Origin of the sequence: Bacteroides sp. MSB163 (assembly GCF_036416795.1) — a bacterium.
GTDB lineage: Bacteria > Bacteroidota > Bacteroidia > Bacteroidales > Bacteroidaceae > Bacteroides > Bacteroides maternus.
Genome location: NZ_CP143867.1, coordinates 396095 through 419772 on the forward strand (window position 1 = coordinate 396095; position 23678 = coordinate 419772).

A 23678-nucleotide genomic window follows, 5' to 3' on the forward strand; every position below is an offset into this window, starting at 1 on the left:
ATATACAAAAAATATTCGTATATTTATTGCAATTTAAACAGAAACAAGCATTCGCAATAAAACTATTTTAAAGACAAACTGGGAAGTTCCCGCACTTTTTTCTTTTATCAAGAAGAAAGAATCATAATAATACTGCTCTGAGAACTGACAGTACAGTGTATTACCTTCAAATTTTGTATTATGAAAATGACGAAACTAATTTATTTATCTGCTGTACCACTACTAGTGGCTTCATGTATTAGCGAAGAAGTACCTATTACAGATGCATCTGATCACTTCTTCAAAGTTTCCGCTGCCAACCCAGACATTCAGCAAATTGTTTTCCTGCTAAAACAAAAAAATGATTCAGTGGAATTTACCTCTAAGTTTATTAATGCTTATGGTTACCCAATGTGGGAGAATGCTCGATCTTTCCGTGAAAACGGGCGTAAAGTATACGCAATTCCGGTGAAGAATTTAAATTCTAACAAAGAAATTGAAGCAATCTGGTATTTTTCAATTGGCAGGATACGTACCCATTACCACATCTATACTCGTAAAATGGCAGATGTCATAACCCGCCAAATAGGAAATGAAGTTGAGCAAACTTGGATGTTTGATTACTTTACTCAATATGCTCTACATAAGCAACCAGTAAGTGGACTTACTTTTATAAACAATAAGGCGACCATAAATACACGAAGCTGGGATTGGGATTCGGAAGAAAATTGCGAACTTATCTATACCGCTGAATGTGGTCCCTATGAATATGATACTTATTACTGCTGGACTGAGGAAAGATTGCGTGAAGATCGTGACACTGATGAATTAATTGATGGAGATGGCAATGGCGAGGGAGGAGATTTAGACTGGGGTGATGGAGGCAGCAACAACTCCAGCAAGAAGGACACCCCTAGAGCCAAGGCAATATTCCGTAACTCTAACATGACAGAAGAAAATTGGATAATAATAGAGAATATGCTTGATAAGATTGTAGAAGACTGTATGGGAGAAGCATTATATAATGAATTAACAAATTTGCTCAATGGAAAAACCTTAAGCATTCAATTTGGAGCAAGTACGACGGGTTCTTTCGGTTACCAAGGAGAATCAACAGGAATATGTCTTGGCAGGCAGATGGAAAGCAATCAGCTTTTTCATGAAATGATGCATGCTTACCGAGCTTATCAAGAAACCACTGCGTCATACAAAGAATCAACTCTGAATGGAGAAATAGAAGCATGGTACGCACAATATCTTTACACGAGCAACTTACCAGAATATAAAGACAGTAAGTGGGAAGACAGGGACAATACAGACCCCCGTCGCAGAAGAATAAAAAGTTTAACGAATTACATTGATAATAAAGGGAATTTACTTCCCGGAGTGAATCGTACCGATTTAGAAAATAAAATAAAAGATGATATCGTCCCTACTTTCCATAAGTATCACTACACAGCGGATAAATACCCCTTCGAATATAACCGACCGGGATTAGAGAATTTTAAATGTATAAACAAGCTAACAATAAATTGCTGATTATGAAAACTATATTCTTTTTTATATGCATATCACTTTGTAGTACATATATATATGCACAGACAAATTATTATGCTGTAACTAAAACATTCAATGAAAATGGTTACACCTACCAATGCGATGTGGCAGCGTCAAAGACAGTCACACTCTATAACAAGAGTAACAAATTACTCTTTACCACTCAAAGTTACAAAAATACAGGAGAAACTTTCTCACAAACAGATGAAGGTATCGTTTTACTCCAATATGACGCATGGACACGAGCAGAGCGCCTTTCCATTGTAAATGCTGCATTTTCCGCTAGTGAAAAGCAAAGAGTAAAAGGCCACGAACTCATAATAACAATGTGCATAAATTCAGATACCGGCAAGGTTGATGAGGTCGAATTTTCTTTCATGAACTTCGGTACTTATGCCACAATCCCTATCTCTGTTTACCGTAAAATCGAAACAGATTTGAAAGAAAAGGTCTGGTATATCCCTACTGAAGAGGGCAAAAAATTAAATTATATATACTATTGGTGGGCACAAGAGCCCCAATAATAAGCCTTATAGTCAGTGATAGCGCCAGAAAAAAACTAAAGATAAAAAAAGGAGGACACTTTCGAGCATCCTCCTTTTTATTTCCTCTTCAGTTACTTATATTCCTGCCAATTCTTGATAGCAATATCCTCCAACTTCAGTTCGCAGAATGCTTCGATGAAAGCACTTGCCAAACGAGCATTCGTTATCAACGGAATATTATGGTCGATAGCACCACGACGGATACGGTAACCGTTCGTCAATTCACGCTTCGTATGATTCTTCGGAATGTTGACAATCAAATCGAACTTGTGTTCGGCAATCATCTTCATCACGTTGTTCTCTGCATCAGGACGTTCATCGGGCCAGTAAACAGCTTCAGTGCCCACTCCATGAGCATTCAGGAAAGCGGCTGTGCCTGCCGTTGCATAAATCTTATATCCTTTATTGAAGAGCATGCGGCTGGACTCCAGCAAATCTACTTTCGATTTCATGGCACCGGAAGAAAACATCACTCCCTTTTGAGGAATCTGGAAGCCGGTAGCAATCATGGCACTCAGCAATGCTTCGGAGAAGTCATCACCGATACAGCCTACTTCACCGGTAGAAGACATATCTACACCCAGTACCGGGTCTGCCTTGTGCAAACGGGAGAAAGAGAACTGAGAAGCTTTCACACCAATCCAGTCGATATCGAATGCCGACTTGTCAGGACGGGTATAAGGAGCATCCAGCATGATGCGGGTAGCAGTTTCAATAAAGTTACGCTTCAGCACCTTAGACACGAACGGAAAACTACGTGAAGCACGAAGGTTACATTCGATTACCTTCACCTCATTGTTACGTGCCAGGAACTGAATATTGAACGGACCGGAGATATTGAGTTCCTTTGCAATCTGACGGCTGATCTTCTTGATACGACGTGCCGTAGCAAAGTAAATCTTCTGTGCAGGGAATACCAATGTAGCGTCACCGGAGTGTACACCGGCAAACTCCACGTGCTCGGAAATTGCATATTCCACTACTTCACCATTCTGAGCAACAGCATCAAATTCGATTTCCTTTGTATTCTGCAAGAACTGAGAAATCACCACCGGATATTCTTTAGAAACTTCGGCAGCCATTTTCAGGAAGTTCTCCAATTCTTCTTCATCGTAACATACGTTCATCGCAGCACCCGAAAGTACATAAGACGGACGAACCAGTACCGGATAACCCACTTTCTCAACGAAACCTTTCACATCTTCCAGGCTGGTAAGCTCTTGCCAAGCCGGCTGGTCGATACCCAGTTGGTCGAGCATAGCGGAGAACTTATTACGGTTTTCAGCACGGTCGATAGAAAGAGGAGAAGTTCCCAGGATGGGCACTGACTGACGATGCAGTTTCATTGCCAGATTGTTCGGGATCTGTCCGCCTACAGATACGATTACACCGCGCGGCTGTTCCAGGTCAATAACATCGAGTACACGCTCAAAAGACAGCTCATCGAAGTAAAGACGGTCGCACATATCATAGTCCGTAGATACGGTTTCGGGATTGTAGTTAATCATGATGGACTTGTAACCCAGCCTACGTGCAGTTTGCACAGCATTTACCGAACACCAGTCGAACTCTACGGAAGACCCGATACGGTAAGCGCCGGAACCCAGTACAACCACTGACTTTTCATTCTTGTAATAGTTCACGTCATAACCCTCAACGGCGTACGTCATGTACAGGTAGTTAGTCAGTTCAGGATGCTCGGAAGCAATCGTATTGATGCGTTTTACAGCCGGCAGGATACCCAATTCTTTACGACGTGCACGCACCATCAGATTTTCTTTCTCCATATTGCCTTGCGGTTCGAGCACGAAACGCGCAATCTGGAAGTCAGAGAAGCCCAATACTTTTGCCTGACGCAATACGTCGGCCGGAATATCTTCCACCTTATTATATTGGGAAAGTTTCAACTTATAGTCAACAATGTTCTTCAACTTGCCAAGGAACCAGGGATCAATCTTGGTCAGTTCGAAGATGCGGTCTATCGTATAGCCATTCTCCAAGGCCTCAGCGATAGCGAACACGCGCAAGTCAGTAGGACGTGAGAGCTCACGATCCAAATCATCGAAGTGCAAGTCGTTGCCTACAAATCCGTGCATACCCTGACCGATCATACGCAGACCTTTCTGGATGATTTCCTCGAAAGAACGTCCGATAGACATGATTTCACCTACAGACTTCATGCTGGAACCGATTTCACGGGATACACCTACGAACTTCGTCAAGTCCCAACGAGGAATCTTACAAATCAGATAATCCAGTTGCGGAGCTACATACGCTGAATACGGAGTACCCATTTCGCCAATCTGATCGAGCGTATAGCCTAATGCAATCTTAGCGGCAACGAATGCCAACGGATAACCCGTAGCCTTAGAAGCCAAAGCAGAAGAACGCGACAGACGAGCATTCACCTCAATCACACGGTAGTCATTAGTTTCCGCATTAAATGCATACTGAATGTTACATTCGCCCACGATGCCCAGATGACGGATACACTTCGTAGAAAGATCTTGCAACATCTTCACCTGCTCGTCAGTCAGCGAACAAGTCGGAGCCACTACGATTGACTCTCCCGTATGGATACCCAGCGGGTCGAAGTTTTCCATGCTTGCCACCGTGAAGCAGTGGTCGTTAGCATCGCGGATAACCTCGAACTCAATTTCTTTCCAACCTTTCAGAGACTCTTCTACAAGAATTTGTTTAGAGAAAGCGAAAGAGCTTTCGGCCAGCTTCAGGAACTCTTCTTTATCCTGGCAGATACCGCTACCCAAACCGCCCAGTGCATAAGCGGAACGAACCATAATCGGGAAACCGATACGTTCAGCAGCTGCAATTGCATCTTCCATACTTTCTACAGCCTGGCTGACGGGAGTTTTCATATTGATCTCGTCCAGCTTCTTCACGAAGAGATCACGGTCTTCCGTATACATGATAGCTTCTACCGAAGTTCCTAATACGCGCACACCGTACTTAGCCAACACACCGCTTGTGTACAACTCGGCACCGCAGTTCAGAGCCGTCTGGCCACCGAAAGCCAACAGAATACCATCAGGACGTTCTTTCTTGATGATTTCTTCTACGAAATAAGTGGTTACAGGCAAGAAATAAACCTGATCTGCAATACCTTCCGATGTTTGGATAGTAGCAATATTTGGGTTCACCAACACTGAACTGATACCTTCTTCACGCAGAGCCTTCAATGCCTGCGAACCGGAATAGTCGAACTCCCCGGCCTGACCGATCTTGAGTGCACCTGAGCCCAAGACCAACACTTTCTTCAAATTCTTTTCCATATATTCTCTTGTTGTCTATTAAGTTTCTTCCTATACATTCGGGCACAAAAAAAATGCGTTACCCAACAAAGGATTAACGCATTACCAAAGAACTAACAATATCTTCTCAGAGAAAGAGAAATCATCGACTAACGAATGAAATACATTCGAATGCAGATTATATGTATCTCTTTTCCCGTGTTGTTGCATCGTTTCTCTAAAATTTGTGCAAAGTAACGACTTATTTCGATAATAAACAAATTATCGTCCACAATATTCTTACAAGTATTGCAACCACACAAGAAAAGATTATCAATATCATTCAGTATCCGTTTTTACACCAACTGCATTTTCGGCTTTCAAAAGGTGGCAGGGACAATCGGACAAGGCTGATGCGTGAAAAGAATCCACTAATCGAAAACGCCGTCATCCAGTGACATAAATTTCGCATATTCCGGTACGGTACAGGCCAGATTCAATGAATATATGCTCTATGGCGGACTTCCGCAGATATTGTCGTATGGCACTGAAGAGCAGAAAGTACGTTTCCTGAAAACCTTGTTCGATGAAACTTATATCAAGGACATCAAAGACCGCCATGAGATACGCAAGGGCGATGATTTGGAAGAGCTCATCAATATTATGGCTTCCGGCATCGGTGCCCTGACCAATCATAAGCATATATGATTTCTTATTGAAGGACAATTCGTTGGAGCTATAAAAAACAAAGAACGATTCTCCCAATAAAAACTTGCTTTCCCAGTTGCAGATAGTTATCTTTGTGCCTGCCAAGACTCAGAGCAAGACTTTCATTCTTAAAAACGAAAGCCTTATTCTTAAAAACGAAGATTTCACTCTTAAAAATGAAGACTTCGTTTCAAGTCTTTCCTGCCATAAAAGGAAGTTTGCACTGTAAGACAAACACCTTTCCACCGCAGGAAGGCAACTAAGCAACCGGATTAATCATCAAACAAGAAAGGAGAGCCCAACAATGCCCCACTACATAATGAAAGAAATGCCCGATATGCAAGACACAGGCGAACAGACCACCTACCCGCAAATGGTGATGACAGGACAGACCAGTACACGAGAACTAGCCGAATACATCGCCATGAAATGCGCCTTCTCCAAAGGAGTGACTGAGGGAGTAATCTGCGAACTGGGCGAAGCACTTGCCCACGAAATGGGCATGGGACGCTCCGTAAAAATAGAAGGTCTGGGTATATTTACCCCGGCACTGACCCTGCGCCCGGACAAGGAACGGGAAGGGATGGGAGAAAATGCAACGAAACGAAACGCACAAAGCATTCGTGTGGGTGGAGTGAACTTCCGCGTAGACAAAGACCTGATAAGAGAAACCAACGGTTGGTGCGACCTTAAACGCGCTCCCTGGAAGCCCGTACGCTCCTCGCGGAAATATACCGCCGAACAACGCCTGGCACTGGCGAAAGCTTATCTGGAAGAACATCCTTACCTCACCGTATCGGACTACCGCCAACTGACGGGATTGCTACAAACCGCTGCCACCACCGAACTGCGCAAATGGGCGCATACATCGGGCACTGGCATCGAGACCAGCGGAAGAGGCAATCATAAAGTGTATGTGAAAAGTGAAGGAAATTGATCAGACTTTCAATTATTATATCTACTTTTGTAAACTTTTTCAATATTGCAGGATATAACTATAAGGAGGTTCTCCATTAAAGAAGATTATCAGGCTATGGATGCCTTTAACCGAAAAATGACGGAAGTACATCGTGACTACGTTGCAAAAGAAAAAAAATCCAGCATCTCTGCGAAAAAATTGGTATTAACAGACTAAAGAGAAACGATATATGACCAAAGAGAAAATCATCCTCACGGGCGACCGCCCTACAGGACGCCTGCATATAGGACATTATGTAGGCTCATTAAGAAGAAGAGTAGAGTTGCAGAACTCCGGTTTGTATGACAAGATATTTGTTTTCATAGCCGATGCACAAGCATTGACGGACAATGTGGACAACCCGGAAAAGGTACGTCAGAATGTTATCGAAGTGGCGCTTGACTATCTGGCATGCGGACTGGATCCGGCAAAAAGCACCATCTTCATCCAATCTCAGATTGCCGAACTGTGCGAATTGAGTTTTTACTTCATGAATATGGTGACCGTAAGCCGCCTGCAACGCAATCCCACAGTAAAAGCGGAAATTCAGTTGCGCAACTTCGATGCCAGCATCCCGGTAGGTTTCTTCACCTACCCCATCAGCCAGACTGCGGACATTGCCGCTTTTAAGGCAACAACTGTCCCTGTGGGCGAAGACCAGGAACCAATGCTGGAACAGGCACGCGAAATAGTTCGCCGCTTCAACTATATTTATGGTGAAACATTGGTTGAGCCGGAAATCCTTCTGCCCGACAACGCCGCCTGCCTGCGCCTGCCCGGAACAGATGGAAAAGCCAAGATGAGTAAGAGCCTGGGAAACTGCATCTACCTCTCCGACTCTGCCGACGAAGTACAGAAAAAAGTGAAAGGTATGTATACCGATCCCGACCACTTGCGTGTACAAGACCCGGGTAAAGTAGAAGGCAATCCTGTATTTACTTATCTGGACGCTTTCTGCCGTCCCGAACACTTCGGTCTTTACCTGCCCGAATATCCGAACCTCGATGAACTGAAAGCACATTATCAGCGTGGCGGTCTGGGCGATATGAAGGTGAAAGGATTCCTTAACTCCATCATGCAGGAGACGCTGGAACCGATCCGCAATCGTCGCAAAGAATTTGAAAAAGACATTCCTGCCATCTATGATATGCTGAAAAAAGGTTGCGACGCTGCACGCGAAGTTGCCGCCGCTACATTGGATGATGTACGCAAAGCGATGAAGATTAACTACTTCGACGATGCGGAACTGATAGCAGAACAAGTGAAGAAATTCAGCGGAGAATAAAAACAATATCCCCTGTAACGAGTAACGCCCTGACCTCCCGTAGAATCTACGAGAGAACAGGGCGTTCCCTTTTTAATGAAAAGACTATATTTAGTTAGCAGATTTCACTAATACCACACGGTTCAGAATCGGTTGACCAAACTTGTCTACACCACCACCGGCTTCCACATTCAAGCGGTCGGCAGCAATACCGTAATTCTTGACCAATGCATTCTTAACAGCCTGTGCACGTTTCAAGCTCAACTCCTTGTTGAATGCCGGAGTACCGGTTGCAGAGTCAGCATAACCGTTTACGGTGTACGTTGCATTCGGGAACTGTTTCATTTGTTCTGCCAGATAAGACAGGTTCATGATTTCACGCGGGGACAATTCAGCAGAACCGATTTGGAAGAATACAGTACGCGGTGCGATATCCGGATCCGGAACAATCACCTGAGTTTCTGTCACTTCAGCTACCGGTTGGTTTTCAGCCTGTACCAATGCATTCTTCAATTCTGCATTCTGTGCACCCATCATAGCCAACTTATCCTGCATGGCAGCCAGTTCGATCTGAGAGATCAACTGCGGCATCGGACGACGGAAACCACGGGCCGGGAAACGATAAGTCAAACCAACCGTAGCGCTCAATACGCCATCATATCCGTGATCACCACCAACTTCACCATCAAATTTATCTTCAGCAGCCATTGCACTCAATTCCAGATTAATATCTACCGCATTCGAAATACGGAATTTATTGATAATACCCGCATTCACAGACAAAGCTTCGCGATGAGGTTTGGAGTAATTGTGAGTGAAACCAGCACCTACATAAGGAATAATCTCATAAACACGATGCTGATTATAACCTCCGAAAAGAGCATTCAGATTGAACATCACGTCACCATGCAAGTTCATATAGTCAAAACGTTGTTTATAGTAACCATCTTTCAGTTCGGCACCTTTCACATAGTCGGCACCTTTATCATAAGTAAAGCCTCTTGCCTGTAAGCCGCTATATTGCAGACGCAATCCCAAACCGGGAGTAAACCATTTACCGACAGAGATATTTAATGTAGGACTGATACGCTTACCAAAACTTCCCGCACTATCATTATCACCAAAAGTTGCTTCAGCACCGCCGCCGATAGAGAAGAACCAATTGCTCCAGAAAGGATTGGTGATTACCTGATATTTATCCTGTACCTGGATAATTTCGTATTCGACTACTTCAGTCTTCTGTTGCGCCATAGCCGCAGAAGACAAACCGGCCAAAGCCAGTAACATTAGAATCTTTTTCATATACCTTAAATAGTTAAGTGGTTAATTTAAATTCATTATTGTAACTGTTTAAATAACACCATCCGAACTAAAAGGTTTTACGAAGAGAGTTTTTTTTGTTCCAACCGCTCCACCGGCAGGGCAGAAAGGCTTATATACAGATAAATAAATGATGATTCGCCCCTACAAGTGCCTTTAAAAGTCCTGTAGGGGCGAATATCATTCACACGTATGTGCAAAATAGTTTTAACAAATAGATTATACTACTTTAACGAACAAATAGTTTTTCAATATCTTCTTCTTTAATCGTTGACAATACGGTACGCCCGTCCGGTGTATAATTCGGAGTAGGACAAGCAAACAGATTATCTACCAGATTAACCATTTCTTCATTACTCAACACCTGACCGTAAACAATGGCAGCAGCCTTTGCCAGTGTCAGAGCCAACATCGTTTGCACTTCTTCCTTCACGTCATTTCCCTTTTCCATAGCCGTATGCACCATATTGCGCACCAGCTCCACCGGATTTAACCCTTCAATGCCGGACGGAATACCATTGATCGCATAACTTCCTCCTCCCAAAGGCGTCAGTTCAAACCCAACTGCCGAGAAGTCTTCCATGATGCTTTCCAATACCGCAGCTTCCGAAGCGGGCAATTGCACGATTTCAGGGAACAAAACTCCCTGAGAAACACCTTGTTTCTGGCGTATTTGATTCATATAGCGTTCAAACAACACCCGGATATGTGCCCGGTGCTGATCTATCAGCATCAAACCGGATTTTACCGAAGTCAGGATAAAGCGCCCTTTGAATTGAAAATGCTGCGCACCTTTCTCCACTGCCGGTTCGTTGGTATATAACGATGCAGATGGAGAGGATACAGTTTCCGTCTCCTGAACATACGGAGTACGTTCTTCGGACATATCAACCGATACAGGCGCAGAAGTCCAGTCCGTTTCGTCTACAAAAGGTCCTTCTTCCATAGGCGTATTCATCTTACTGGCTTTCTCCAGACCATCATACAGTCCCTCCCAGTCCACTTTCGGCCGGGAATAGCTGCCACCACTATAAGAAGAAGCGGAAGAAGTCTTGAACGGGTTGAAGTCTGAATTATAATGCACTTTCGGAGGCTCTATCGGACGAGTCTGATCGAACGCGGGAATATCCGGCATACCTTCCGTATCAAAATCAATGGACGGCACAGCATTGAATTTACCCAATGACTCTTTTACCGCTGCGGAAACAATCTGCCAAATTGCCTGCTCGTTTTCAAACTTAATCTCGGTCTTGGTAGGATGTATGTTCACATCAATGTTGGCCGGATCCACATCAAAGTAAATGAAATAGGAAATCTGTTCGCCTGCCGGAATCAATTGTTCATAAGCATCCATCACCGCTTTATGGAAATACGGATGACGCATATAACGCCCGTTCACAAAGAAATACTGATGAGCTCCTTTCTTACGCGCCGTCTCCGGTTTGGCAACAAAGCCGGAGACCTTCACCATAGTAGTATCCACATCTACCGACAGCAGATGCTGGTTCAACTTCTTGCCAAATACGGCAAGAATGCGTTGGCGAAGCGGCATCGCAGGCAGGTTGAATAATTCGGTATCATTACTATATAAGTAGAAAGCCACTTCGGGATGTACCAGAGCTATGCGTTCAAATTCAGTAAGGATATTGCTCAATTCTGTTGAGTTCGCCTTCAGGAACTTGCGGCGGGCAGGTATATTAAAGAATAAGTTCTTAATGGAAAAGTTACTTCCTTTAGGACACGAAACGGCTTCCTGACTCTCTACTTTAGAGCCGGCTATCACAATCCGTGTACCCAGTTCCTCATTTGCCATACGGGTTTTGAGTTCTACTTCCGCCACCGCAGCAACAGAAGCCAACGCCTCTCCACGGAATCCCATCGTGCGCAAGGCAAATAAATCGGCGGCCTGCCTTATCTTAGACGTGGCATGGCGTTCGAAAGCAAGGCGCGCATCCGTTTCGGACATACCTTTGCCATCGTCAATCACCTGTATGCAGGTTTTCCCTGCATCTGTCACCAATACGTGTATTTCTTGTGCTTCGGCATCAATCGCATTCTCTACCAATTCCTTAATGACGGATGCCGGACGCTGAATCACCTCTCCGGCAGCAATCTGATTGGCAACCGAATCGGGCAGCAGATGAATTATGTCGCTCATGATAATTACAAATTATGAATTATGAATTATGAATTACAAATAACGAATAACAACAGGTTCCATGATGCTACATTGCAATTCGTAATTTGTAATTCGTAATTAAATTAAATGATTCCGGTGCTTATGGCATACCACAAGTATATCAGCAAAGCAATAATCACCAGTATTACCCCCAAGTGTACCGGTTTACGCCCGCTTTCCTTGCGTCGTTTCAAGTGGGTAGTGCCTTCTACGAATTTTCCCCGGATATCTTCCGGTGAAAATTCCTTCTCAGGCAACATTCCCAATTCACGTTTGGCGTTTTCTTCCATCTTCGCCAACTTTTCTTTCCGCTCATCCACATATATATATGGATGATTAAAGCCACGAGGCTTTCTCATTGTGAACATTCCCATAGCGCTTATTTATTTCTTTTTATATTCATATTCCTTGGTGAAACTATAGGCTTACGGTCTGATTTCTGCAATTGTTCGCCAGCCTTTTTACCTCTCCACTCAAATATATCTTCCTTATTCCTCGGTCGGATATAGTCGAACCAGACAAAAGGCGGCAGCTTATATTTATCAGCCGGAATCTGGTCCATCGGATAGAGCGTACCATTCGCTTTCCCTATAAAGGCTCCTTGCTCCATACGCCTTTCCTTCAGCAACATACGCAGGAAACTGCCCTCAGAATAGTTCAATCCTATCATGGTACTGTCTTTATCATCTATCGGATAGAAGACAACCAGCACATTACCGTTCACATCCACCTGACGCATATCTCCGCCGACAAAAAAGCCTTTCATCTCTTTGCCCGTCACCTGGTTGTAGTGAACAGAGTCTTTCTGCTCCACAGCCAAAGCCTGATTAATGATGTGCGCCCAGTCTATGGTACTGTCATTCATATAGACTTTAATTTCCTCACCCAACAGTTGCTGTGAGCCATGCCACAAGATAGGATCAGTATACATCGTCATACAAGAGTCTTTAGAATTATATACCAAAGAATCGCATACTGCCTGAACATCCGTACGGTAAGCACGTACTTTATGATACACCCTCATCTCACGAAACATGGAGTCCGTATTTATATGATAGGTAATCAACCGCAGTGTATCACCGTGCATAAACAAACTGTCACCTTGTGAATAATCAATGGCAACCGCACGTTGAGTGGCAAGTGCACTTCCCGTAATCTCATTGTAGAAGCAATAGTTACCCGTGAGCATATTCCTGTTAATGGTATCATTCATCTGCACATTGTCAAACGCTTCACCATATCCCAAAACACGATCATAGAAAATACTGTCACCCGTCAGTTTCTTGCCTTCGTTGGTCAGCACGGAACGATCCAGCAGTTCAGCCTGCTCTGTAGTGGTGTTATAAATACCTCGTTCGGAATAGATGTGGTTCTTATCACTCACAATATCCGAAGGACCCAGAATCGTAGCAATCTTCGTATCGGTGCTATATTTCAGGGTATCCGAAGTCAATACGAATTTCGGATTTACCAGCTTCACATCATGATTGAATACGGAAATCTTCGTAGCCGGACTATATTCTCCCCACTCGGAAGTCAGCACATTCTCTTCATCGGTCAATGTGCCGCCATCGAAGTAATAGCCCAAATTATACAGACGGTCGTAGTTTAAACTATCCGTTGTCAATACCGTATTCCGGTTAATCATGCGGACATTCTCACGAAGCATTGCCAACTGCGACATACCGTCATAATACAGATAATCTCCATAAATAAAGAGCGTATCCCCCTGTTCCATACGGACATTACCGAAAGCTTCCACCGAATTTGTCTTCTCGTAAATCAACGCACTGTCACAGTACATATACATACTGTCATGGCGCAGCTTTACCGACCGGATCAGAATCTGAACATCCGGAAGCAGGATTTTATCCGCCTGCGCCTCCTCAGCGTGAAGCAAATCAACCCGGGTTTTCTTCTTTTCCGGCTGTTTCTGCTTATCCTGGGCACTCAGCAAACAGATGCCAAACAGGCATAGAAGGCCTGTGAGAAGGAATCTATGCCTGTTCAGAAAATTATTTCTTGTATTTTTCTTCTGCATACAAAAAGTTAGTGTATCACCCGGGATCAGTCTTTAATCCACCCCGGATACTTAAATGTACAGTTCTTCCAATTTTCGTTGATACGCACGTACGTATGCTTTTGTTTTTCGCGAATCCATTTATCCAGCATCTCGTCACGACGTTTCTCCAATACAATTTCCTTCAGGTTCTGATAGTCTTCCGAAATAGTTGCTTTGTGTCCGTTGATGCGGCTTTTTAGTTTCACGATTACACATTCTTCTTTACCGGTCTTCTGCGGAATCATAGTGAATGCCTCGGAGATTTCTCCTACTTTCATCTTATCCACCACTTTAGCAATCTCGGGCGGAAGTTCCTGCATCTCAAACTTTGATGTATTGGTTTGAGGGTTAGGTAACAGACCGTGATTGTTACGTGTATCCTTATCCTGTGAAAGTACGGAAGCTGCTTCTTCAAAAGTAAACTTACCATTACGGATGTCATCGGCAATAGAGTCCAGACGGGCAGTACCTGCCATCAGTGCTTCTTCCGGTACGTGTGGCTTCAACAAGATATGGCGTACTTTGATACGGTCACCACGTTTTTCCATCAACTGGATAATGTGGAAGCCATATTCAGACTCTACAATCTTGGAAACCTTATTGGGGTCTTGCAGATTGAAAGCCACATTAGCAAATGCTGGATCCAGATAACCACGTCCCGTAAATGGCATTTCGCCACCATTGATAGCCGTACCACGGTCATCGGAATACAAACGTGCCAACATAGAGAAGCTTTCTCCCTTATTCACACGATCCGTATATTCGCGCAGACGACTTTTTACATCTTCAATTTCCTCCAAAGGAATTTTCGGTTGCTGTGTGATGATCTGCACCTCTACCTGAGTAGGGATATAAGGAATACTGTCCTGCGGCAAATCCTTGAAGTGACGGCGCACCTCTGCCGGAGTGATTTTAATCTCTCCTACCAGTTTCTGCTGCATTCTCTGCACTTTCAATCCTTCACGGGCATTGTCGCGCAAAGCTTCGCGAATCTGACTGGATGTCTTATTGAAGTATTCCTCCATCTTTTCACGCGAACCGATATTGGCGATATACATATTCGTCATCTGGTCCACACGTTGGATCACCTCACTTTCAGAAACTTCAATACTATCGAGAGCAGCCTGATGCAAAAACAGCTTTTGTACTGCTATTTCTTCAGGAATCACACAGTAGGGATCACCGTCAAATTTACGCCCTTCGTACAGAGCACTCATCCGAGCTTCTTCTACTTCAGACTTCAATATAGCCTCGTCGCCCACTACCCAAACTACTTCGTCAATCACGTTGTCTTGTCCATAAACGGCAGAACCGGTCATCAGCGCCAAGGCACATAAAACTACAAACTTAAAGTTCATAAAATTTTTCATTCTGTGTATCTAAACTAATTATATTTAATCTCATTCTTCTTCACTGCCTGCTGATACAAGTCATCCTTCACTTTTTTCATAAACTCCACTTGTTTCAGGTTCAGCATCATATCTTTCACTTTAGGGCGCGCAAACTCATAAGGCTCCTGCTCACCCACCGAACGAAAATCACTCACATTCAGGAAATAATAAAACGCCGTATCTTTCAATTCGATATGACGGTTCTTATTCACATAATCTTCTACTTCGGGTACTTTCAATGGTATCAGATCAAGCACATCTGCCATCGGTACCCATTTATCATAAAAGTACTCGTACTTCACGGCATTCTGCAAGCTATACTTTTCCAGATGTTCCACTGCATCTTGCGTAGCTGCTTTATACCAACGACGTACATTGTTTAGTTGTGGTGCGGTGAGGGGGACTTTGATGAACAACCCCTGCATCAGCGGCCGTTCCAACCTGAAAAGCTCTTTATTCTTTTCATAATAGTCCGCCAACTCTCCCTCTGAAATTTCATTCGAGAGTCTTTGGTGAATCAATGCCTGCTGATAGGTGTGCATAATCAGCGCCTTGCGATAATTCTCCACAAGTTTCTCAATCTCCCCGTTATCGGGAATATTACTCTGCGCTTTCTCATATAATAAGACATCTTCCACCCAATTGCGGATATAATGTTCTGCGAACAGTAAACTATCATCTTTCGACAATCTCGCCGGAAGCGCAGATTGCAAGTCTTCCCGGTAAAGGAAATTGCCGTCCAATTCCACCAGTGGTGTCTTTCCTTTATGGTCGTGTTGCTCGCTACAGGCCACACACAAAAGGATGGAGAGGAGTGCCAGGAAAAATATTCGCATTACCGATTGATATTTACTTTATTTCAAGGTACGAAGATAACGGTTTAATCGGTTGCATCAGTGCTTATTAACGGTTTTTAAAACCTCTTGGTTTATTTCAACCTTAGCGGTGCTCCGTAATTGTGCAATCCAACGCTCCTCCAAATAGTTCTGATAATCGCCTACAAGCAGTACACGCACCTCTTGATAAGTCTCCGGCCCCTTCACCTTTTCACCCAGAAAAGTGGTAAAAGGAAATGACGTCATAGGTTCAGCTTTCCCCTTTTTGAAGATTTCTTCATCTACATAAGCATTATCTCCGGGAGCAAATAAGCCTTGTTCTGCCTGCACTTGCCGCGTCTTTGCATTAAACGTCAGCCGGATGGCATTCTGCCACTCCTCTTCCGGCAGAGATTTCAGGAATTTACGGGCTTGCTTTCCAAGCTTTTTCGTTGTAGTATGTAACACAATTCCTTTATAACGGGGGACTTTCCAATGATAATCCGAATGATGCTTTTCAAAATAGGCCGCCAGTCCGACCTCATCTGAAGGTACACGTTCCCAAATCTCCCGGTTACTGATTTCAAACAGTAACATTCCATTCCGATACTCTTGCATGAGCATACGGAATTCCGGATATTTATCTTCCAGACGACTATACTCATAATCCAGTACGGACTTCATGATAAATCCTTTCAGCTGGCGTTGCACACCCTGAGGGTGGGAAGCTACAAAACCGGCAAACATCTTTCCTGTATATTCCCTGCCGTCAAGTGTAAACAGTCTCTTATCCGTCTGCCCTTTTGATAGCAATTCATCCACTCCAGTCTTATCTTCCGTATATTGATATTCCTTTTTCAGCTTTTCCACCAGAGCTTCCGTCCCTCTGTCCATTCCGTTACGACGGCTCTGGCGACGCATGATTTCATCCTTCACTTTTTCAAAGGGCAGGATGTCTTTCCGTTCAATCACCTTGACAATATGAATGCCTTGCGGTGTAAAAAAAGGTCGGGATATCTCTCCTTGTTTTAATGCAAATACAATATCTTCAAACTCGACAGGCATTTGTAACCAACTTACCCAAAAAGATTTTTTTTCATCGGAGAAATTACGTACACACTCATCAAAGTCCGCCTGCCCATTCTGCAATGCGGCATAAAGAGAATCCATCCGAGCTTCCACAGAACGCAGCACATGACTGGTTACTGTTTGGGGAAGAGATTTAAAGATATGACTTACCCGTATCTGTCCGGCACGATTATTAGCTTTCATTTTATCATATACTTGACGGGCTGCAAGCTCTGATACAGACTCATCCGTCAAATAAGCTTTTGCCAACTGGCGACGGTATCCCTCCAGTTCTTCACGAAAAGCCCGGGTAGTATCCAATCCGGCAGCTTCGGCTGCAGCGACTTTCAGCTTAAAATTCACAAACAAATCAACATATTCACTCAATGTTTTCTGTTCGATACCAGCAAGGGCATTATTCTTATTATAGATATATTCGAACTCCGAACGGAGAATTTCTTCCCCGTTAATACGCATCAACACCGGATCTTGCTGAGCAAAAACCGCCAATCCCAGGCAAAGGAGAATTATTGTCAATCCACTTCTTATCATAACTATTATCTTAGAAAAGAATAATGTAATAACGGGGAAACATCTTTTATATTGCCTCAACACCAAACAGATGATGCCTTTTCTTTAAACGAAAAATACCCGGAAAAGTATTGGTTACTCCCCGGGTATTTCTATATAAATTACCTATATTTTATTCGGGACGACTGTAATTCGGAGCCTCGCTTGTAATTGCCACATCGTGCGGGTGGCTTTCAAGCACGCCTGCATTAGTGATGCGGGTGAACTTGGCATCGTGCAACTGCTCTATGCTACCTGCACCGCAATACCCCATACCGGCACGCAAACCACCTACCAACTGGAAGATCACTTCGTATAAAGTTCCCTTATAAGGTACACGGGCAGCGATACCTTCCGGCACCAATTTCTTAACGTCATTGGTACCACTCTGGAAATAACGGTCTTTTGAACCATTCTCCATTGCTTCCAGCGAACCCATACCGCGATAAGATTTGAACTTACGTCCGTTGAAGATAATTGTATCACCGGGAGACTCTTCCGTTCCGGCAACCAGCGAACCGATCATTACGCTATATCCTCCGGCAGCCAAAGCTTTCACAACATCACCCGAGTAGCGCAAACCACCGTCAGCAATCAAAGGAACACCTGTACCCTTCAACGCCTTAGCCACATCATATACAGCAGACAACTGAGGAACTCCCACACCTGCCACAACACGAGTGGTACAGATAGAACCTGGTCCGATACCAACTTTCACTCCATCAGCACCGGCTTCCACCAATGCTTTAGCAGCTTCTCCGGTAGCAATGTTACCTACCACAATATCAATGTTCGGAAAACGCTTCTTAGCTTCCTTCAATTTTTCTATTACATAGATAGAATGTCCGTGAGCCGTGTCGATAACAATCGCATCAGCACCGGCATCCACCAAAGCCTGCATACGGTCGAGGGTATCAGCCGTTACACCTACACCGGCCGCTACACGCAAACGACCTTTCGAGTCTTTGCAAGCCATCGGTTTATCCTTAGCTTTCGTTATATCTTTATAAGTAATGAGGCCTACCAGCTTACCCTCCTTATCTACAACCGGCAACTTCTCAATTCTGTGTTCCTGCAAAATTTGAGAAACAGCCTCCATATCAGTAGTCGGATTAGTAGTGATAATATTTTCTTTTGTCATCACTTCGTCGATATGCTTATTCATATCTCTTACGAAACGAAGGTCACGGTTTGTTACAATTCCCACCAAATATCTTTCATCATCCACTACCGGTATACCACCAATTCTGTATTCCGCCATCAATGCCAATGCATCGCCTACGGTAGAACCTCTCTTAATGGTTACAGGATCATAAATCATACCGTTTTCGGCACGCTTCACGATGGCTACCTGACGTGCCTGTTCTTCGATAGACATATTCTTATGGATAACACCGATACCACCTTCACGTGCAATGGCAATTGCCATTTTCGCTTCGGTAACCGTATCCATAGCGGCCGTTACAAACGGAATTTTCAACTCAATGTTTTTAGAAAACTTTGTCGAGAGTTCGACAGTTTTAGGAAGCACTTCAGAGTAAGCGGGGATTAACAAAACGTCGTCATAAGTTAATCCATCCATTACAATCTTATCAGCAATAAATGACATAGGGCTATGCGTTTAAAATTTATTGCGTGCAAATATACGGTTTTTCTTGTTTAACCACACTATGTCTGCATAAAAAGCTTATAACAGTTCACTTTTTTTAAACCGTATAGCCTCAAAATCCTTTTATTTCCTTTTCAAACGGACAGTAGCCGGACTGTACCCGAAACGTACTCAATATATACCTGGTCCGTATCCGGGACGTATCAGAACCGTACTTGCTCCGTACATTCTTCGGTCAGAAGTACCTCTGCACGGAGAAAGTACGGACTTGGTACGGAACAAGTACGTCCCAGGTACTATTTAGCTCCACAAAAAGAATATCCTTTTGCTTATTTACTATAAGAATACGGAGCATCTTCAGGCTTTACTCCTCTTTCTTTATCAGGAACGCAATCCATGATCAGTTTAAGTTCACCGCCTTGCGTCAGTTCCTCATGTTTTAGGAAATTATGGGAGAAATTCTTCCCATTCAGAGTTGCCGAACGAATATAGCAATTATCCTCTGAAGCGTTTTCTACATGAATTACAAACTGTTTTCCTCCGGGCAAGGAAAGAGTTGTCTTATTGAACAACGGACTTCCCAGTACATATTCGGAAGCACCGGGGCATACGGGATAAAATCCCAATGCAGTGAATACATACCACGCCGAGGTCTGACCGTTATCTTCATCTCCGCAATAACCTTGCGGACCGGAGTTATACAGTTTGTTCAGCACATTGCGGGTATGGTATTGCGCTTTCCAGGGCTGACCTATATAATTATACAAATAGATAGCATGTTGCACGGGTTGATTTCCATGGGCATACTGCCCCATATTGAGTGCCACCATCTCAGCTATTTCATGGATAACGAAACCATAAGTACCATAATTAAACGTGTTAGGAGCCGTAAACATGGAATCAAGTCGTTCTGCCATTTGTTCATGACCACCCAGAAGCGTAGACAAACCTTCCGGATCATGGAATACGCTCCAGGTCCAATGCCAGGAACAGCCTTCAGTGAAAGGTCCTCCCCACTCGGTGGCGTCAAAGTTGTCACGCCACTTGCCATTGGTATCCCTTGCCCACATGAAACCTTTTTCGGGATAAAACAAATTGCGATAGTTCTGTGCCTTTTTATAATAGGCTTTCGCGATTTCCTGATTTCCAGTAGCTTCTGCAAAACGTGCCAGACACCAGTCAGCATAAGCATACTCCAGAGTTTTGGCTGTGGCCTCGGGCACTTCAGGATAAGGCACATAGCCTAAACGGTCGTATTCCTCATATCCGTCACGTCCTACCGATGCTATTTCTCCGCGTGCCTGCGTCTGATGTAACATGGCTTCCAAAGCTTTTTCTTTATCAAATGTCCGTATCCCTTTCATCCAGGCATCGGTAAGCAAAGAAATTGAATTGTTTCCGATCATACAGCCACGATGTCCGGGACTGGCCCACTCTGGCATAAATCCACTTTCATCGTATGCATTCACTATGGACTGCATGATTCGTCCGCTAACCTCGGGATATGCCAGAGTAAACAATGGATGTACCGCACGGAAAGTATCCCAGAATCCGTTATCAGTATACATATATCCGTCATGCAATTGTCCGTCATAAGGACTGTAATAAACAGGTTTGTTGTCCGAATCAAATTCATAGAACTCACGTGGAAATAAAAGGGTACGGTATAAGCATGAATAGAATGTTTTCTGCTGCTCATGTGTTCCGCCTTCCACCTGGATACGTCCCAATTGGTCATTCCATCTCTTTTTCGCTTCTGCTGAGACTTCTGCCAGTGAGCGCCCGGCCACTTCACGATTGAAATTCAGACGTGCCTGATCGTGACTAATAAAGGAGGAAGCTGTACGGACAGTCATTTTCTCGCCAGCTTCCAGTTGAAACTTAACGTACGCACAAGAATTTTCATCGATACCGGACTCGACAACGGGTTTATCAAATTCGATAATAAAGTAATTAGCAAAGTTTTCGGGCACTCCACCATTATTATAATGAGTGATACCATAGATGCAGTTCTCTTCTTTGTCCCATACCACACTTCCACCGTGCTGATAAGCATCCACCACGATATACTGCCCTTGTTCCGAAGGATATGTAATCTCAAAAACAGCTCCGCGTGAAGTAGCGGACAATGCTGTACTGACTCCATTATCGAACTTTACCTGATAACAATCGGGAGCCGCTTTCTCATTTTCATGTGAAAAACGCATTCCACGTTTCTGATTATCCATAGTCAGTTCACCCCATACGGGCATAATGGAGAATGTTCCATAATCATTGATCCACGGACTGGGCTGGTGTGTCTGGCGAAAGCCTCTTATCAAGCTATCCTTATATGTGTACATCCAGCCACTTCCATTTTCTCCTGTCTGCGGACTCCAGAAATTCATCCCCCAGGGTACAGCCACTGCCGGATAAGTATTGCCATGTGAAAACTCGAAAGTCGACTCAGTTCCCATCAGTGGATTCACCAGAGATACTAAAGATACCTGAGACTTCTGTCCGCACGAAACGAGCAGAAGGCAAAGGTTGAAAAAGCAAATCAATTTCTTCATAAGCATTAATAGATTTTATTCAAATAGTCCAGAGTTTGTTCAGGACGTCGACTCATACGTAAACGCCAAACCAATTCCTGCATATTAACCGCCTCAAAACGGTCGTCCAACCGTTCGGCACACCGTTTGGCAGCCGAGGCTCCATAAGTATCGCCTTCAAAACGACTCCAGGCGTGCACACATACCACTGAAAAGCTTTCTTCCTGCGCTTCCTCTTTCAGCTTCGAAGCTATAAAGTCGGGAGAACCTTCACGTTCATGTATTCTGTCCCAGAGAGAATATTTCACCGTAATAACCGGAATATCATATCCGGCCTTATTAGTCACCCAGAAGACTTCTCCCTCACCTCCGGCATACGGAGAATATTGCAAAACAATGATACCTTCCAACTGGTCATTAGCGTCCACATAAACTTGATAGGCTTCTTTGGCCGCTTCCGACTTCACATCCATAGCCATTATTCCCAATAACTTGATCTGATATTGACGCATAGAAACCGCCAGGCGTTTTGCCGCCACTCTCAGATTGGTTTTCCGGTTATTATCCTGACTGTACGTATCTACATAATAATAGCCTCCGCCCAGCATTTCCATAAGCGAGCAATTCTGTTTCTGCAAGCCCATCAGATTGTTGAACTGTACAGGAGCCATCATCGCCAACGTAGCAACCGGCAATCCAAAAGTCATCTTCACATCTTCAGCCTCCGGAACATCATAATACCGGGAAGCAAAATCCTGCATCATCCACTGAATGTTATCACCATCGGAAAGGAAAAAAGAAACAAAGTTTTTCTTTTTCTTGAAATCGATAGACCGGGGATCGAAAATCCGGGGCAACACCTGTTCCCGGCCTTTTTCATAAAGCAGGGACAGTAACGAATGATTATAGCTCCAATCACAGGGAATCATCGGATGTCCGCTTTTGGATACACGGGCTACAAATTGATCTTCACTCATTCCTTGCTCCCAGCCGTATACCGGAGCATTGGGTTCCAGCCAGGCAAGCACTTCTTCGAGTAATGAAATGTTTTGTCCGGCCTCAGCGTCTCCCAGTTCCTTGTTCAGGTTCAATACAAACAGATTGTTCTTGATGGCAAATTCGCGCAATTCTCCGGTTTGCACCGGCATTATGACCAGCGCCTTTTTACTACATTTATTTCTGAATTCACGCCAGGCATCCACTGTAGTCTTTCGGGTGGCATCATATTTCATCTTATACCCCGCTTTCTCAAAATACTCCTTATCACGAATATCCACAATAATGGAATTGTACACATGAGAAGCGACAGATGCCACTACACCACTTTCCGGATTATTCTTCACATCGGTCAATACATATCCATCGAACATTCCTTTTAACTGGACTTTTACACCATCCACAGAGGAGTATTCATTGCATGCCAGTTCAAGACCATTCTGCATGCCTTGTTCATGTATCCCCATATCTTCCAAAGCCTGTCTGGAAAGTTTATAAGAAGTCTTTCCACCGTGGTCGCACAACCAGACCGCTATTTCGCTCTTGCCTTTTTCTACCGCACGGTTCGTCAGTCCCGCCAAGGACTGACACAAGAGATGGTATTGCAATCCGCGCATCTCATCTGTTTCGTCTACACTATTACGGCTATCCACAGGGATTACACCCACACAACTCCAGTACTTCTTCGGCTTAGCCTTCATTCCGGGCATGTGATATTTTCCCTCATCTGCCACAGATTCAGATATCCATGGACTTTCAGAGAAACGATAAGGAACACTGCCAATCGCTTTCAGCCCAGCAAAAAGCAACAGGAAACCAATAATAAACTTCATGATTCAACTAAAAAAATACCTATTGAAAACTGTTATCCTACCTAC

General features: G+C 44.0%; 15 protein-coding genes and 1 pseudogene. 5 read left to right on the top strand and 11 right to left on the bottom strand.

Going from position 1 to position 23678, the window contains the following annotated elements:
• Positions 1 to 180: 180 nt before the first annotated feature.
• Positions 181 to 1518, top strand: a complete 1338-nt coding sequence (locus tag VYM24_RS01395) for a hypothetical protein (RefSeq protein ID WP_330941286.1) — start codon at positions 181 to 183, stop codon at positions 1516 to 1518.
• A gap of 2 nt (positions 1519 to 1520) precedes the next feature.
• Positions 1521 to 2060 (top strand): DUF5043 domain-containing protein, encoded by a 540-nt coding sequence (locus VYM24_RS01400; protein WP_291554475.1) that lies wholly within the window; start codon positions 1521 to 1523, stop codon positions 2058 to 2060.
• 92 nt (positions 2061 to 2152) lie between these two features.
• Here VYM24_RS01400 and carB read toward each other — a convergent pair whose 3' ends face one another.
• On the bottom strand, positions 2153 to 5371 hold the full coding sequence (carB, locus tag VYM24_RS01405; RefSeq protein ID WP_299092175.1) for a carbamoyl-phosphate synthase (glutamine-hydrolyzing) large subunit: 3219 nt from the start codon (positions 5369 to 5371) through the stop codon (positions 2153 to 2155).
• A gap of 426 nt (positions 5372 to 5797) precedes the next feature.
• On the opposite strand from carB, the pseudogene VYM24_RS01410 reads away from it, so the two are divergent.
• From VYM24_RS01410 to trpS, 3 genes and pseudogenes are all read left to right on the top strand, one after another.
• Positions 5798 to 6022 (top strand): annotated as a pseudogene (locus VYM24_RS01410) (ATP-binding protein); the annotation flags it as partial.
• Positions 6023 to 6341: 319 nt separating this feature from the next.
• On the top strand, positions 6342 to 6974 hold the full coding sequence (locus tag VYM24_RS01415) for an HU family DNA-binding protein (protein WP_330941287.1): 633 nt from the start codon (positions 6342 to 6344) through the stop codon (positions 6972 to 6974).
• Positions 6975 to 7185: 211 nt separating this feature from the next.
• Complete coding sequence (gene trpS / locus VYM24_RS01420; RefSeq protein ID WP_044269539.1) at positions 7186 to 8280, top strand: tryptophan--tRNA ligase; 1095 nt, start codon at positions 7186 to 7188, stop codon at positions 8278 to 8280.
• A 90-nt stretch (positions 8281 to 8370) separates the two neighbouring features.
• On the opposite strand, the gene VYM24_RS01425 is transcribed toward trpS, so the two are convergent.
• The 10 genes from VYM24_RS01425 to VYM24_RS01470 form a co-directional block, all read right to left on the bottom strand.
• Positions 8371 to 9561 (bottom strand): OmpA family protein, encoded by a 1191-nt coding sequence (locus VYM24_RS01425; protein WP_007210422.1) that lies wholly within the window; start codon positions 9559 to 9561, stop codon positions 8371 to 8373.
• Positions 9562 to 9808: 247 nt separating this feature from the next.
• Positions 9809 to 11737, bottom strand: a complete 1929-nt coding sequence (gene mutL, locus VYM24_RS01430; protein ID WP_330941288.1) for a DNA mismatch repair endonuclease MutL — start codon at positions 11735 to 11737, stop codon at positions 9809 to 9811.
• A 104-nt stretch (positions 11738 to 11841) separates the two neighbouring features.
• Positions 11842 to 12132 (bottom strand): hypothetical protein, encoded by a 291-nt coding sequence (locus tag VYM24_RS01435; protein ID WP_044269543.1) that lies wholly within the window; start codon positions 12130 to 12132, stop codon positions 11842 to 11844.
• Between the two features lie 5 nt (positions 12133 to 12137).
• Positions 12138 to 13799: an OstA-like protein gene (locus tag VYM24_RS01440; protein WP_291553305.1), complete on the bottom strand. Its 1662-nt coding sequence runs from the start codon at positions 13797 to 13799 to the stop codon at positions 12138 to 12140.
• 26 nt (positions 13800 to 13825) lie between these two features.
• Positions 13826 to 15190: a peptidylprolyl isomerase gene (locus VYM24_RS01445; protein WP_217716204.1), complete on the bottom strand. Its 1365-nt coding sequence runs from the start codon at positions 15188 to 15190 to the stop codon at positions 13826 to 13828.
• 14 nt (positions 15191 to 15204) lie between these two features.
• Entirely contained in the window at positions 15205 to 16047 is an 843-nt protein-coding gene (locus VYM24_RS01450) for a peptidylprolyl isomerase (protein ID WP_291553308.1), read from the bottom strand.
• 57 nt (positions 16048 to 16104) lie between these two features.
• On the bottom strand, positions 16105 to 17646 hold the full coding sequence (locus VYM24_RS01455) for a peptidylprolyl isomerase (protein ID WP_330941289.1): 1542 nt from the start codon (positions 17644 to 17646) through the stop codon (positions 16105 to 16107).
• A gap of 151 nt (positions 17647 to 17797) precedes the next feature.
• On the bottom strand, positions 17798 to 19273 hold the full coding sequence (gene guaB, locus VYM24_RS01460) for an IMP dehydrogenase (protein WP_007218717.1): 1476 nt from the start codon (positions 19271 to 19273) through the stop codon (positions 17798 to 17800).
• Positions 19274 to 19602: 329 nt separating this feature from the next.
• Positions 19603 to 21825: a GH92 family glycosyl hydrolase gene (locus VYM24_RS01465; RefSeq protein ID WP_425286623.1), complete on the bottom strand. Its 2223-nt coding sequence runs from the start codon at positions 21823 to 21825 to the stop codon at positions 19603 to 19605.
• A 5-nt stretch (positions 21826 to 21830) separates the two neighbouring features.
• On the bottom strand, positions 21831 to 23633 hold the full coding sequence (locus VYM24_RS01470; protein ID WP_330941291.1) for a hypothetical protein: 1803 nt from the start codon (positions 23631 to 23633) through the stop codon (positions 21831 to 21833).
• Positions 23634 to 23678 lie beyond the last annotated feature (45 nt).

Coding starts and splice junctions, on each gene's coding strand:
- VYM24_RS01395 (WP_330941286.1), top strand. CDS start 181: ATGAAAATGACGAAACTAATTTATTTATCTGCTGTACCACTACTAGTG.
- VYM24_RS01450 (WP_291553308.1), bottom strand. CDS start 16,047: ATGCGAATATTTTTCCTGGCACTCCTCTCCATCCTTTTGTGTGTGGCC.
- trpS (WP_044269539.1), top strand. CDS start 7,186: ATGACCAAAGAGAAAATCATCCTCACGGGCGACCGCCCTACAGGACGC.
- VYM24_RS01435 (WP_044269543.1), bottom strand. CDS start 12,132: ATGGGAATGTTCACAATGAGAAAGCCTCGTGGCTTTAATCATCCATAT.
- guaB (WP_007218717.1), bottom strand. CDS start 19,273: ATGTCATTTATTGCTGATAAGATTGTAATGGATGGATTAACTTATGAC.
- VYM24_RS01470 (WP_330941291.1), bottom strand. CDS start 23,633: ATGAAGTTTATTATTGGTTTCCTGTTGCTTTTTGCTGGGCTGAAAGCG.
- VYM24_RS01465 (WP_425286623.1), bottom strand. CDS start 21,825: ATGAAGAAATTGATTTGCTTTTTCAACCTTTGCCTTCTGCTCGTTTCG.
- VYM24_RS01400 (WP_291554475.1), top strand. CDS start 1,521: ATGAAAACTATATTCTTTTTTATATGCATATCACTTTGTAGTACATAT.
- VYM24_RS01455 (WP_330941289.1), bottom strand. CDS start 17,646: ATGATAAGAAGTGGATTGACAATAATTCTCCTTTGCCTGGGATTGGCG.
- VYM24_RS01415 (WP_330941287.1), top strand. CDS start 6,342: ATGCCCCACTACATAATGAAAGAAATGCCCGATATGCAAGACACAGGC.
- VYM24_RS01440 (WP_291553305.1), bottom strand. CDS start 13,799: ATGCAGAAGAAAAATACAAGAAATAATTTTCTGAACAGGCATAGATTC.
- mutL (WP_330941288.1), bottom strand. CDS start 11,737: ATGAGCGACATAATTCATCTGCTGCCCGATTCGGTTGCCAATCAGATT.
- carB (WP_299092175.1), bottom strand. CDS start 5,371: ATGGAAAAGAATTTGAAGAAAGTGTTGGTCTTGGGCTCAGGTGCACTC.
- VYM24_RS01425 (WP_007210422.1), bottom strand. CDS start 9,561: ATGAAAAAGATTCTAATGTTACTGGCTTTGGCCGGTTTGTCTTCTGCG.
- VYM24_RS01445 (WP_217716204.1), bottom strand. CDS start 15,190: ATGAAAAATTTTATGAACTTTAAGTTTGTAGTTTTATGTGCCTTGGCG.